Here is a 12,631-nt window from a genome sequence, read left to right on the forward strand (position 1 = left end):
CGAACGCGCGGGCTTCGTCGGGATCAGTAGACAGGATGCCGTCGGGTCTCTCGCGATGACATTGGAGCTGGCAACCCCTGTCCGATAGCCGGTCCTCCAATGGAACCCCGGGTGCTTGCGGGCGGCCCGGACTCCTCCGCCCTGCTCCGGAGCGCTCCCCGTCTCACATAGGTGGTCCGCGCTCTATCTCAGTTCACGAACGCCATACGGACACCTCGCGACGCACGAAGACTTAGCCGACCCCTGATCAACGCGACCCGTCCGTACTGCCAAACAAAGTGTCCGTGTCCGTATTTCAGACACGTTGACTGGCAGTCGGACAAGTTAGCTGGCGGACGACACCGAACGTGTCGACTGCCAGCCAACTTGTCCGATATCGATCTTGGCTGACATGAAAGGCGCCATGACGGTCCAGAGCTACTGCCAAATTACGTGTCCGTTCTGGACGTGAACCTCAGAGACGGCAGGACCAATTGGAACTGAAGACGTTCGGCTCGCTTCGGCCCGAGTGCCGTCCATCTCAGAGGGAGACGACAGGTCGGTGCTCGCTACCCGCAAGGACGACGTCCCGGAATATGGACTCTGGGAGTTGACTAGCTGCTGCGAGTCGGTCGACCCCGAATCCAGCCTCTTCGAGCATCGCCACCGCACGTCCGACCGCGACCGGCTGCTCGCGCGGACCCAGGGGCCCTCGCTCGGGTAGTCCCTCCGCGGAAAGACGCTTATTCGCGCGCAAGTATGTTGCATCGGACCAGAGCCCTAGGCGATGGGCACGGAAGATCAAAGCGCGGAGACTGATTTTCCATTTTCGTTTCGCCGCAAGTAGCGCTTCCCAATCCGCCTTTTCCGGGAGATCCGGGAGCAGATCGTTGTCTGGCGCTAGAAACTGGGACGCGAACGTGTGTGCCTGGTCCTCAACGATCTTCGAGCCGGGCTCGACGTCCGGGTGCATGACAAGGTGCCCGAGCTCGTGAGCCGCGTCGAATCGACTGCGAGCCTTGCCGTCCTTGAAGGGCGAGAGCAGGACGAGTGGCCGGCGTCCGATGTCGGTTGAGAACGCGTCCACCTCGCGAACGTCGCTTTCCGGTGGCATTGTCAGCACTACGACGCCGGCCGCTTCGAGGGTACGAATCATGTGCGCGATCGGTCCCCGGGGAACTCCCAGAGCAGCACGCGTCGACGCTGCGATGCTGGCAATTTGGTCGACCGTCACCGCACTATCGACGAGGTGCGTTGGTACACGAAGTTCTGGAAAATCGACGTAGTCCTCGAGAACGTTGACCACAGCAGCGCCGAGCTCAGCAAACGCTAATGCTCGTTCACGAGATATTGCAGGGGTTGAGCGGAGGGAACGGAAGTGAGCGGCTTCCGTTGGAATCCGCGGGATCTCCGCACCACGCTGGAAGAAGGCAATGGGCAGTCCGAGGTTCAAAGCGAGTTGCGCAGCAACAGCGGTCGTTGGCCGGCTCTGGTTCCGCTCAAATTGAGTGATAGCCGCCGCAGACACGTCCGCGCTTCCCGCGAGGCTTGTTCGAGTGAGCCGGCGGAGTCGTCGCGCCAAGGACAGACGACCACCGTCGAAATCCTGCATTACCCCGCCAGCACGGCGGGCTCGGGCACGTCGGAGCGCGTCCGACTCAGCGCCCATTGTTGCCCTCTCGGATGTTCTTCTTCAGACGGATGTGGAGCTTCGGCTCTTCGCCGACGTTCGGCCCGAGGGGAACGTCAGGGCGGGCGTCAACGCTGTCGCCCGCGGCTTCGTCACGCCAAAGGGGCTCGGCCGCAACCACGTGGTCGGACCGCAACGTCGGGATCGCGAGCCATCCTGCAGTAAGCGGCGTTTCACTGAGGAGCCCGTTCCAAACGAGGAAGAACTCGTTCAACGACCCGGATGCCCCAAGGCCAGAAGCGGGGAACAGTGCCTCATGCCCGTGCTCCTGATGAGGGGCTCGGTAAACATTGTCGTTACGAGACGCTGATTCGCGGCGAACGTTGCTCTCCCATTCGAGGTCTGTTGACCAGTCCGGGTGCAGACCACTGGTGGAGGGTGCTTTCACCAAGCGGATCGTCACCTCCCCGAACGAGCAGAACACAACGCCGCTGCGACGCCCGACCGTCAGGCCGGCGTCGAGGAGCACGTCGTCCCGCCGAGAACGGTAGAGCCGCTTGCCAAGGTTCTCAGAGCACTGCGTGCCAAGCGACCGAGCCGTGTCGCCAAGTGCATCGTCGTAGCGAGCGACGTTCGTCGTCCACATCGACGCGACCAGATCGTGGAAGAACGCCAGAGCGCCCGCTTGCTGCAGCCGCTCGGCGACAGCCGCCGCACGAGTGGCGGCCTCAGTGTCGAACGTCATCGTCTCCCCTTCAAGCAGAATCATGCCGAGGGGCTACCCCTCCTCAAGTAGGATACGCACGAGCCCGTCGGAAAATCAAGTAGCACGCCAAGATCGGCTCCGCTCACTTCCGTGAGCCCCAGACGACGCGCTCTTGAGTGCTCTCTCTCATCCCGGCATGGACTAGGCCATGCGTACCCTTCGTCTCCCTTGGCTGAGCGTCGAGTATCGCTGCGCTGAACTTCCAGCGGACTCGCTCCGAGCGTTGAGGACGCGCCACTCGCTGATGAACGGTACGTCTGAACATCGTTGTTCTCCTCCGCGAAGGCGCGTCACCCGCCGCGACCGCTGATTATCAGTGCCAGTCGATGAGGTGATTGCCGAGCGCTCCGCGGTAGACGCGGGCGCCGTGCCAGCCGTAGGGCACCAGCACGGTCACGTCCTGGTCGGTTTTGTTTTCGTTTCGCCGAGTCATTCGCATGACCGGAAGGTACGGCTGCCACGGAACCTCGCGTAGATGCGGGTTCCAGTCGATGGGGAAGATCGGCCGGTCGGACGGGATTGGGTGCCTGCGGAGGGCCCAGCGGACGTGCTGCGGCGTGCGGTGCACTGCTGCGGCGAGGGCTCTGACGGTTGTGACGCCGGAAGTGACGTGATCGTGGAGCACCGAGACGTCGATGTCGTCAATCTCGGGGCCGAGGTTGACCCCTTCTCGTCCAGCCCATCGCTGGGGCTCCCAGACAGCGGCTGATGATGTGCCGTTGCCTTGGTCGTACGCGTTCACGGCATCGATCGCGACCGCAAGCCAGGCCTCTAAGTACGCGTCGAGGGCTGCCTGCAGCTGAGCCGTCATGCGGATCTGAAAGTCCGTGTACTCAGCGGCATCTCGTCCGTTCGCGACGATCGCCCAATGAGCGGGGAGAGCGCTGATCGGTTGTGCTGTGGCTCGAAGGTAGAGGTATCGGCGTGCGTTGAGGAGCCGTCGGGGGCCGCCGGTAAAGGTGCTGACGCTGGCGCAGATCATGTCCCAGTGCGTCGGCTTGAGGAGTTGCCACCACGGCAGGTGTTGGCGCCGGGTCGCGTAGTTGATGTGCGGTGTGGACGCTGCGAGGTAGCGGGCGAGTTCGCCGAGTTGACGCAGGATCGCGGTGGTCTGCGCGGGTGCCCCGAGCATGGTCGGCCTGAGTCTTCTTCCGATGCCGGCGATCACCTCCGGTTCGGGTGCGTCCCGGTGGGTGCCGGCGAGAGCAGCGGTAAGTCCTAAGGCGAGTGATCGTTGGAGCGTTTCGGGATCGGCGCCGCCGGCCACGCTCAACGGTACCGCCCAATTCGTCCAGAGCAGTGGTGGGATGTGGTCCGCGGTCCACTCTGGGGTCCGGAGGGAGTCGCGGGGCATCAGGAAGTCGACGTAGGCCGCGACGGCTGGTTCATCGAACTCTGCTCGCACTGCGCTACCAGTCACGAGACGTTGCATCGCGGGGAGGTCCTGATCGACGGCGCGGAGGACGCGGCCTCGGAATCGCGGTCCGACGCCCGGCCAGTAGCCGAGGAGGGTCGCGGCGCTCCCGGGACCGCGTGCGCTCTGCCCCCGCTCGGAGGGCCGCGCGAACGTGAGCCGCCGGATGATGTGCCGGACCTTCTCCTCCGGGTCGAACATGAGTGCGAAGGCGGCGGCCATGAGCGCCCCCATCGCCAACGCGTTTTTCGGAGGCGCGGTTCCGATACGTGCCGTCTCGTCGAAGAGACCGTGCAGCTGGGAGGGGTCGAGCGTGGCGAGCTCGGCGATGAGAGGGACGTCGTTCGCGGCGAGGAGTGCGATGCCGACGCCGCGCAGCGTGGGGAAGAGGTGCTGTGCGTCTGGGATGAATACGTCCAGCGTGTCCCGGTCACGTCTCCAGGCGGCTGAGATCGCGGCCTGTGCGCGGACGATGGGAGCGCTTTCGTCGAAGGGTGCCTCGTCCCAGGTGATCCGCAAGTCGTGACCACACCTGCCAGCGCCGGCGATGCGTGCACGGCAGCAAGAGGGGTCGACGGGGTGAGCTTCCATGAGCGCAGGATCTGGGATGCCTTGCCCGCAGGCAGGGCATGCGTCGTGCAGTGGCACGAGGTGCGTTTCGCAGAGGAACGACCACCACAAACGCCAATGGGCGAGGAAGACGGCTGGCCGCTCGGTGAGGCACTGTGGGCAGTATCGGGTCCCGGAACCTCGGGTCCAGTTCTTCGCATGCGCGGGGAGACCGTCGTCGCCAGGCGCGAGCGCGTCGTTGACAAAGGACCGCATCATCCCGTCCAGAAGTTCGCTCGTGTCGCAGCCGACGGCGGTTGCGATGGACTGCGCGATCTCGTTCGGAAGGATCATGTCAAGGCGTCGACGATCTTCGGATCGAAGTGCACCGAGCCCGCACCATCGACTGATCGCTGCCGGGGGCTCGCCGACGTAGGCGGCGATCCGCAGCAACAGGCTCGGCAGGTGCTCTCCGGGCACGACGGTCGTCCGAAAGCCGAAGGGGACCGCGTCGTCCGGGTCGGAGGCACCCGCTCTTGGCGGCGACGCCTTCATCTCAGCGCCAGCGCTGCCGGAACGAGAACCGGCCGGCGTCCCACAGTTGCAGGCGTTGCGCGCGGCCGTCCTGGGCGCGTTTCTCCACAGCGACCAGGTCGAGAATCTTCCGGGTGATGCGCTGGTCAGCGGTCGCAGCCGCGACGTTGATGGCGCCGGATACGAGTGTCGACACGTGGCTCATGTATCCGAGGGTCGACACCCAGAGGTATTCCTCGAATTCGCTGCTGAGTACTGCTTCTCCTGGCTCGTGTCCTCTGAGCCGGATCCGTTGCTCGATGCGTTGCAGGAGCTTCCTCCATTCGGTGATCTCGCCCTTGGTGCTGCGTCGGTACGGCTCGAGCTCGATGAGCATCCAGCGCGCTTCAGACTGGACCCGTGCTGCTTCTCGAGCGCCGCTGCGCTGTGCGGCGAGCTGCTGTCGCATGTCATGGCCGGTGAGGACGACTCGGACGCCCATGTTCTGCAGTGATTTGAAGCCGTCGTGGACGTACTTGCCTATTTGCCCGTCGAAGTTGATGAATTGGATCTCATCGACGAATACCCACCGGATTCGGTGACGTTCGACTGCGCGGCCGAATGCCGCGCGAGCGTCCTTGTCGAACGGCGCGCCAACCTGTTGGCAGAGCAACGCGAACAGCTGCTGCTCCGCCTGCTTTTTCGGCAGGTCCACGATGACGACGTCCCTGCGGGGTGCGGTGAACAAGCCGTCGTCGTAGAGCGGTGCGCTGATGCCGATCCGAGCTTCCCAAGCCGCTTGGCACATCGTCTCCGCCGCGATGCGACGCATCAGCTTGGTTTTGCCAGTTCCGGGCGGCCCAGTGATGAGTGTGATCGGGATCAGGTCGGCGGTGCGGCGGGGCCGCGGGCTACGGACGGTCCGGTACTGCATTTCGGCCTCCGCTGTCTGGAGCGTGCGTGAGTAGGGCCACGAGTGGTGCCAGTCTTCGAGTGCGATGCCGTAGCGCCGCCGCTCGTCGGGCCCGGCATCGAGTTGGGGTCGGCCGGGATCGGGAACATCTGCGCCGGTGACACCGCGGACAAACGCTTGATCCTGCGCCGTCATGAGCGCCCAGCTTTGCTCGGGGTGTGGATCTGCGCCGAAGAGTCGCCGGACCGTGGGCGGGAGGCCCAGTTCGTGGTTGAGAGTCATGCGAACCGGCCGAAGAGGTCGTCGATGTCGTCTAGATCATCGTCGAGTTCGGCGCCGTCGCCCGCGTCATTGTGGCCAAGGACTTCCTCGAGGTCGTGATCCATGTCGGCCGGGATCATCGTCCCTGAGTCGAGCGCTTGCAGCCGCTCGTAGGCAGCCGCGGTCATCTCGTCAGTCCGCGACAGCTCCGACCGGCTCCCACGGATCAGGGCATCATCAGCGCGCCACCGAATGAGCAGCTGCAGCATCCGGTCCTGGAACTCCGCCCGCCGCAAGGTGAGATCGCCAACCCGCCCGCCGAGGACGGTCAGAGAGTGGTCCGAAAACTGGGGCGTGTCCTCCGTTCGGAGCACCCAGGGCACCTCCCATGCGGCTCCGTCGGGGTCGAAGCAGTACACCTGCCGCAGGTCGGACGGGTTGTAGTGGAACGTCCAGTAGCCATCACGGGAAGCACCCGGGGTACGCAGCAGGGTTTCGATGATGGGTGCGTTGAAAACCTCGTATCGGCGGGTGATGCCGTACTTCCCGAGCTTGGCGCGGAAGGTCGGCAGGAAGCGGATCCACTCGTTCTCCCATTTAGGCATCTCGACGAACCCGGTCTCGCCGACGAGTTCCGCCCATCGCTGGTACGGACTGATGCGCCGTCCGAGCTCAGCGCGAAGGCCCCGGTGCTGACGGAAGTTGTAGAGGTCCGTCCATTGCTGGTCGCGTTCCCAAAGCTGATCCCAGGTGAGGAGGGCCTCGGTGTGGAGGCCGCGTTCGTCGATCGACCCGCCGACATAGCCGGCGCAGAGTTCCTCGAACTCGGTCTTGTAGCTGAGGAAACTGCGCTCGATGAAGGCTTTTGCGCGCGGGTCACGAACGCGAGCGAACTCGACCTCGCACCCCAAGCGGGCGAGCTGGCCGACGTGGAAGTTGGAGAGGAAGTCCTTGCCGTTGTCGGTGATCAGGCGGCGAGGCGGGATCGGCCACCGAGTGAGAGCGCGCGGCATCCCAACGAAGGGACGCGGGTATACGCGGCCATCGACCGTGACCGTCTCGCGGTCGTCGACCATCGACGCGAACGCGTCGGCCACGGCGAGGACGACACCAACGCCGGAGGAGTGCTCGCTGATGGAGCGTCCGACGATCATGCGGGTGGCGGAGTCGATGATCTTCACCAGCGTGACCCGGTATGTGCGGGTCCTTCCGGTGCGATCCTTCGGGTCCCAGAGCATCACGTTCGAGGTGGTGGCGTCGATCTGCCAAAGCGACCCGGGGCGTTCCAGATGGCGCGGCGCGAAAGACTGCTTGGGTGCTTGTGCGGTGCCGTGCTTCGTCTTCGACTTGGTCTTCAGATGCGGCATCCGCTTGTGCACTCGCCCGACGAGACGGTAGAACGTCCGCTCCGACGGCGGCTTCGTGATGTCTGGAGCGGTACCGAGGAGCCAGAGGCGGAACTCGAGGTACTGCGTCTGCGTGTGCAGGGCCGGATCGAACACGCGGTCGAGCAGGAACTTCTCCACGAGGACGGGGATGTCAGCGTCGCGGTTCTTCCGACGTTCCCGCGTGTAGCGACCGTCGACCGTGGCGGTGGGGCCAGCCGCTTCTCGCTTGATAGCGCGGCTGACGCGCTTGCGAGCCGTCTCGTAGGGGATCTCGTCGTGCTCGGCGATGCGTCTCGCGATCGCGGCGATACGTTTGCGTTCGTTGTGGATCACGTCCGGGTCGACGTCCCGTAGGGGCTTGTCGTTCTCGCCTTGCCAGGGCGCGATGCCGGTATCGATGTAGCGGATGAGCGCGCGGTGGTCGTCGCGCTTGTCGATTGCGTGGTCGCTGAGCCGGTCGTCGAGGTCGTGCAGCAGCATCGACGCCGGTGGCGGGTTCTCCGGGCTGGCGATCGCTTTCACGACCGCTCGCAGCGGTCGTGGGGTCACGGGTCTGTTCGCGGCGTCGAGGAACTGCACCCACCCGTCACCGCACGACTGCACGAAGACTTGCTCGCCGTCGAACACCACCGGCATGCCCACACGCAGCTTCAGAACCCACTCTGAGTCCTTCGTCACGATGCCACCGTCCAGACGATCGACGTTGACCGGAATGGCAAGCGCATGTCGGTACGGAGGTCACGCCGCCAGAGCATCCTGCGGATCAGCATCATCGCAAACCCGGGCTCATAGCCCCGAGCCGCGACGCGCGTCACGAGCTCGACGACGGGCATGGGACGAGAACACAGCTCCGCAGCGACCGGCGCCCAACGCAGGTACGACGGCTCAGGGACGCGTGCTTCAGTGAAGTTCTCGAGATTCGCCTGCATCAGCCGCGGCATCCCCGTCCACACCTCGTAACCGATGCCGGCTTCGGCAAGGATGTCCCGGATAAGAGACGCGCGAGCCCGCCACTTCGGCGTCGACGCCTGCTCAGCGTTCTTCACGTCCACAACCAGCGGCGGCAGCCCGTCCCCAAGAAGGACCAGATCCGGCGTGTGCAGCTTGCACAGCGCTCCTGGCTCGAACGCCAGCGTGAATGGTTGCCCGCCGATGTACCTCACGGCCGGGTGGAAGTCGGCGAGGGTGATGAAGTCGCGTTCGAGATGCGACTCGGCACCGATGAGTGAGCCAGTCGTGTGCGTCCAAACCGCTACGGGTTTGTGCGCCTGCGTTAGCCGGCGGGAGAATTCCCTCATCGGATGAGCGGCGGATAGCATCTCCGCCGTCAGATCAGCCACCTGAACAGTGCGGACGGTGCGCCCGTCCGCCGAGTACCCGGCGACCACGCCTTCGGAAGGGCTCGCTGGCTTCAAGCGGTACGTCGACCACGGACGGTGAAACCGCATCCGTAAGCCCCGCACCGAGCCGCTGACTCGCACCGTCCGGCCACGGGGATGAGCCGCCCACGAGTTGAGGATCGTCATGGGGTCGGTGTCCCACTCGGCGACGCGTGTCCGGCCGCGATGTACAAGCCGTTCGCTGTCCCGAAGAAGCGTTCTAGCAAGGTCGCCTGCCCATGCAGGAAGCACGCTAGCGATTCGTACGCGTGGCGGTCGTTGAGGTCGACTGGGTTCTTCAGACGAATTGCACACCGGTGGGCGCGATGTCATGCTCCGTTACCCCCGAGCGAAGGCGCGACCACATGGTGGCCGCGCCTGGAAGGGTGCCCCTGCACCCACGACGCGACGGGAGGGATGGACAAGGGTGCGGTCATGGCGGCACACTAATCTGACTCCGAGACAAAAAACAACCTCGGCGAGAGGATCAGTGCTGTTGCGACTTCGCCTGCTCTTTCGCCGCCCGGACCCATCTTCCGACCGCCACATTGCTCACACCGAGCGCGTCTCCGATGGCGTCCAACGTGAACCCTTCCTCGTGAGCCTGGAGCGCCAGCCGTACGCGTTCCTCGGTCGTCTCACGAAGCACACGTTCGGCGTTCCGCATTGCCTCGAGGAGAGCGTCCGCCCGCTCCTGATCCTTCACACGCTTCGGGGGACGACCCGTCCTGCGGGCAGGGGTCGATGCGTTCATAACTGCGTTCCTACGGTCGGTTCGAGCGTCGGAACGGCGCTTGCACGGCCTATGGACACGTGGAATGATCCGACGCGAACCTCGCTCGGATCAGACAGGCAGTCTCGAATTGTGGCGGGCACCACACGCGGTTTGCCGATCGCGTGCCGAGGGGTCAAAGACGACCCCTGCGAGTCGTGCCTGCCGGTCATCGTAGCTCCCCGATCTCTCCAACATCTCCCCGGCACAGAGCCGGACCAACCTCGCCATTCTCCCTCGTTTACGAGGCGAAACACCGATTTGAAGACTCTAAGAGAGGGCAAGCGGCTCGATCCGTCGCTCACCGCACCCGCAACGCGCCGGGACGTCCACGGACCCGTCAAAGCTCGTCGATCGGCAACTCAGTGACCCGCCCAGAACCAGACTCCGGTGAACCTGCTTCAGACGCCCGGATCCAGATGATCCGCGCAGCCGCCCTGCGGCTGACGGACTCGGTCCTGCGTCGGCTGCTCGAGCAATTTGCTGACGGGACGGTGTCTGCGTCCGACGCCGTCGAGAGTGCCATGAACCACGTTGATCGCAATCGTCGGAGTGACACTCATGGCGGTGACGTCAACCGGGCGATGTCGCTTGCTGATGCGGCGCTTGGCGCGGAGGGCTTGCAGGTCAGCGGCACTGCCGTTCGGGAATTGGGCCGACGAGTTGCCGAGGGGCGCATGACGGGCGACGAAGCTTCCGCCCTCATCCACGTACTCCTCGCATACGGCACCCCAAGGACGGAGGGGCCGGCTTCTGTCGCCACCCTCGACGATCGAGTCGGACCGTTCTTCGACAGCACCTCGCTACTCGACCTACTTCGACTGAGCGCCGACGCACTCGCTGCGTCGGTCGAAAATCGTGACGTGCTAGCGGTCGTTACAGCTGATGGCTTCCTCCTCTACCCCTCGTTCCAGTTCAACGAGAACGGTGAGCCCCTACCCCGACTCACGGAGGTGCTCGCTGACCTTGACCCAGACCTGGTCGACCCGTGGGGAGACGCCGTTTGGCTCAACGCTCCAGGCGATGATCTGGACGGCATGAGTCCAGCAGCTGCCCTTCGGAACGGGCGAGCTGAGGACGTGATTCGTCTGGCCGGCCAGTCGGCGTTCCGCCGCGCCCGATGAAGGCCGACGCGCAGCTCAGCTCCTCGGCCGTCTCGTTAAGCGGACCTTCATCGGAACCTATTCCGGACCACTCATCCGGACTGTGCGGCGGCGCAGTCCTTGAAAGACCCCGCCCTCACAGCTGAGCGTCCGGTTGACGACCGGTTACCGGTTCACTCGTGCCTTGCCGGTGAAGGCAGCTGAAGCCTCGCTACATCCGACGCGTCCCTGCGGCGAGTCGGAGTGCCTGGACGGAACGTCGGTGCTGTTCCGCGCGGTGGCGGCCGTTGGCGGGAGAGGGGTGTGGTGCCGCGATGACGGGGACGAGTCGGGCGTGCTCGTCCAGGGTGAGGTGTCGCATGACTCCCTCGAGAGCGATGCTCCCGTACGTGACGATCGCCTCGACGGAGGGAAGCGCCCTGAGGAGAACGCCGAGGGCATGTCGTCCCTCGTCGATGTCTGCGGGTCGTCCACGGCCGGGGAGTTCCCACGGGATGAGGTTCCAGCGGAGGTACTCGTTGCGTGCAAGTCCGGACTCGATGCGGGCTGCGCGGAACGCGGCCGCGGTCGGCCCCGGGTTGTCCTCGCTGCAGACCGCCGAGTGCGCTGCGGCAATGGTCTGCGGGCCGGGTGACTGCATGAGGACCAGCACTCGGCTGGACGTGCCGCCGGATCGTGGGTCGAAGCTCGGGACGAACCGTCGCGAGCCGTCGGGTGCGGTGCGCCATGCCTCCGCGAGGACGTTCAGCGATCGAACGTCCGCGACCTCATCCGCGAGTTCGTCAGGGGTGCTCACGCCGGCTGTGGTGGTGCGAGGAGCGTGCCGCGGATGACGGAGCCGTGGAAGGTGCGGACGGCAACGGTGATCCACGCGGCGACGAGGCCGGCGTAGTAGACGACTGCGAGGACGGCGACGACGGTGAGTCCGGAGTGCAGGGCCAGGCCGTTCAGCCCGGTGACGCAGGTACCGACGGGGAACGTGAACGACCACCACGTCAGGCTGAAGGGCAGGTGTTCTCGAGCGGTGCGGATGGTGATGGCGAGGGCGATGACGGTCCACAGCAGCGCGAAGCCGAGCATCGCGAACCCGTACACGAGCGCGACGACGAGGAGCGCGTGGGCGGTCGACGCATCAACCACGGTCGGCGCGTTCGAGGCGAGGAGGTTCACTGCGGTGATCGACTGCCCGACCGGTCCGAGGACGATCCACAGGGTCGGGACCATGCCTGCGGCGCCGACCTTGTGCTGCGCGAGTCGGTTCCAGATCAGCGTGATCACGACCAGGGACGTGACGAGGCTGAGGCCGAAGAATCCGTAGCAGGACCACAGCAGCGTCTCCCGCACTTGCCCGGCGGGTGCGTACGGCAGCAGGAGCGCGCCGGTGGAGGCGGACACCATCGGCGGGACGATCGGCATCAACCAGCCGCCGAACGCGGAGTCGGGTCCGTTCTCGTGACGGGTGAACGCCAGGTACGGCACCAGGACCGCGGTGAGCAGGCCGCCGATGGTGCCGATGCTCCAGAGGACCCAGTCGATGTGGACGGCGGCGGGGAGGCCGATCCAGTCCTTGCCGAGGAGGATCGTTCCGGCTCCGACGGTCAGGAACGCCATCGGCGGTGCCCCATAGAAGTGCGAGATCACCGGATGGAGGTGGTGCTTGGCTGCGGTACTCCGGTACCGGACCCAGTGCAGCACCATCGCGACCGTGAGGGCGACGAGCAGCACCGCCGCGATCGCCCAGACGAGTGTTGCGGCGGTGCGGAGCCCCGGGAACTGCAGCGGCAGCGACGCAGCCGCGACGGCGACGATCCCGGTGCCCATGATCGACGCGAACCAGTTCGGGGTGAGGTTCGACACGATCAGGCCGGGCCGCTCCAGCTCTCGGAACAGCCGCCGGTCGCGCACACCGTGCTCGGACGTTGCGGGTGCGTGGGCGGGATGAGCGGACATGCATCAAGCGTGCG

At 65.3% G+C, this 12,631-nt stretch carries 10 protein-coding genes and 1 pseudogene; 1 reads left to right on the forward strand and 10 read right to left on the reverse strand.

Annotated elements, in window-relative coordinates; all coding sequences use genetic code 11:
• Nucleotides 1-520 precede the first annotated feature (520 nt).
• The 8 genes and pseudogenes from QUG93_RS10695 to QUG93_RS10725 form a co-directional block, all read right to left on the reverse strand.
• Nucleotides 521-1,285: an ImmA/IrrE family metallo-endopeptidase gene (locus QUG93_RS10695; RefSeq protein WP_289473894.1), complete on the reverse strand. Its 765-nt coding sequence runs from the start codon at nt 1,283-1,285 to the stop codon at nt 521-523.
• Between the two features lie 129 nt (nt 1,286-1,414).
• A pseudogene (locus tag QUG93_RS16020) lies at nt 1,415-1,648 on the reverse strand (helix-turn-helix domain-containing protein); the annotation flags it as partial.
• Nucleotides 1,638-2,378 (reverse strand): hypothetical protein, encoded by a 741-nt coding sequence (locus QUG93_RS10700; protein WP_289473895.1) that lies wholly within the window; start codon nt 2,376-2,378, stop codon nt 1,638-1,640. The pseudogene QUG93_RS16020 and the gene QUG93_RS10700, both read right to left, overlap by 11 nt.
• Before the next feature lie 310 nt (nt 2,379-2,688).
• Complete coding sequence (locus QUG93_RS10705) at nt 2,689-4,818, reverse strand: TniQ family protein (RefSeq protein WP_175326776.1); 2,130 nt, start codon at nt 4,816-4,818, stop codon at nt 2,689-2,691.
• Between the two features lie 76 nt (nt 4,819-4,894).
• Nucleotides 4,895-5,959, reverse strand: a complete 1,065-nt coding sequence (locus QUG93_RS10710) for an ATP-binding protein (RefSeq protein WP_251155639.1) — start codon at nt 5,957-5,959, stop codon at nt 4,895-4,897.
• 83 nt (nt 5,960-6,042) lie between these two features.
• Nucleotides 6,043-8,091: a TnsB C-terminal domain-containing protein gene (locus QUG93_RS10715; RefSeq protein ID WP_289473896.1), complete on the reverse strand. Its 2,049-nt coding sequence runs from the start codon at nt 8,089-8,091 to the stop codon at nt 6,043-6,045.
• On the reverse strand, nt 8,088-8,939 hold the full coding sequence (locus QUG93_RS10720) for a TnsA-like heteromeric transposase endonuclease subunit (protein WP_289473897.1): 852 nt from the start codon (nt 8,937-8,939) through the stop codon (nt 8,088-8,090). The genes QUG93_RS10715 and QUG93_RS10720 overlap by 4 nt, the downstream gene beginning before the upstream one ends.
• Before the next feature lie 340 nt (nt 8,940-9,279).
• Nucleotides 9,280-9,546: a helix-turn-helix domain-containing protein gene (locus QUG93_RS10725; RefSeq protein WP_175326772.1), complete on the reverse strand. Its 267-nt coding sequence runs from the start codon at nt 9,544-9,546 to the stop codon at nt 9,280-9,282.
• Between the two features lie 437 nt (nt 9,547-9,983).
• On the opposite strand from QUG93_RS10725, the gene QUG93_RS10730 reads away from it, so the two are divergent.
• Complete coding sequence (locus tag QUG93_RS10730) at nt 9,984-10,688, forward strand: hypothetical protein (RefSeq protein ID WP_175326771.1); 705 nt, start codon at nt 9,984-9,986, stop codon at nt 10,686-10,688.
• A 190-nt stretch (nt 10,689-10,878) separates the two neighbouring features.
• On the opposite strand, the gene QUG93_RS10735 is transcribed toward QUG93_RS10730, so the two are convergent.
• Both QUG93_RS10735 and QUG93_RS10740 read right to left on the reverse strand, forming a co-directional pair.
• On the reverse strand, nt 10,879-11,463 hold the full coding sequence (locus tag QUG93_RS10735; RefSeq protein WP_175327031.1) for a uracil-DNA glycosylase family protein: 585 nt from the start codon (nt 11,461-11,463) through the stop codon (nt 10,879-10,881).
• Nucleotides 11,460-12,617 carry a TDT family transporter gene (locus QUG93_RS10740; protein ID WP_251155641.1) on the reverse strand — a complete coding sequence of 386 codons (1,158 nt, stop codon included), beginning with the start codon at nt 12,615-12,617 and terminating at the stop codon, nt 11,460-11,462. The genes QUG93_RS10735 and QUG93_RS10740 overlap by 4 nt, the downstream gene beginning before the upstream one ends.
• Nucleotides 12,618-12,631: the final 14 nt, after the last annotated feature.

This window comes from Curtobacterium caseinilyticum, from assembly GCF_030363035.1.
Taxonomy (GTDB): domain Bacteria; phylum Actinomycetota; class Actinomycetes; order Actinomycetales; family Microbacteriaceae; genus Curtobacterium; species Curtobacterium caseinilyticum.

What these genes read in the sequence shown, in the direction of transcription:
- QUG93_RS10700 (WP_289473895.1), bottom strand. Translation starts at nt 2,378, where the DNA reads ATGATTCTGCTTGAAGGGGAGACGATGACGTTCGACACTGAGGCCGCC.
- QUG93_RS10720 (WP_289473897.1), bottom strand. Translation starts at nt 8,939, where the DNA reads ATGACGATCCTCAACTCGTGGGCGGCTCATCCCCGTGGCCGGACGGTG.
- QUG93_RS10740 (WP_251155641.1), bottom strand. Translation starts at nt 12,617, where the DNA reads ATGTCCGCTCATCCCGCCCACGCACCCGCAACGTCCGAGCACGGTGTG.
- QUG93_RS10710 (WP_251155639.1), bottom strand. Translation starts at nt 5,959, where the DNA reads ATGACGGCGCAGGATCAAGCGTTTGTCCGCGGTGTCACCGGCGCAGAT.
- QUG93_RS10730 (WP_175326771.1), top strand. Translation starts at nt 9,984, where the DNA reads ATGATCCGCGCAGCCGCCCTGCGGCTGACGGACTCGGTCCTGCGTCGG.
- QUG93_RS10725 (WP_175326772.1), bottom strand. Translation starts at nt 9,546, where the DNA reads ATGAACGCATCGACCCCTGCCCGCAGGACGGGTCGTCCCCCGAAGCGT.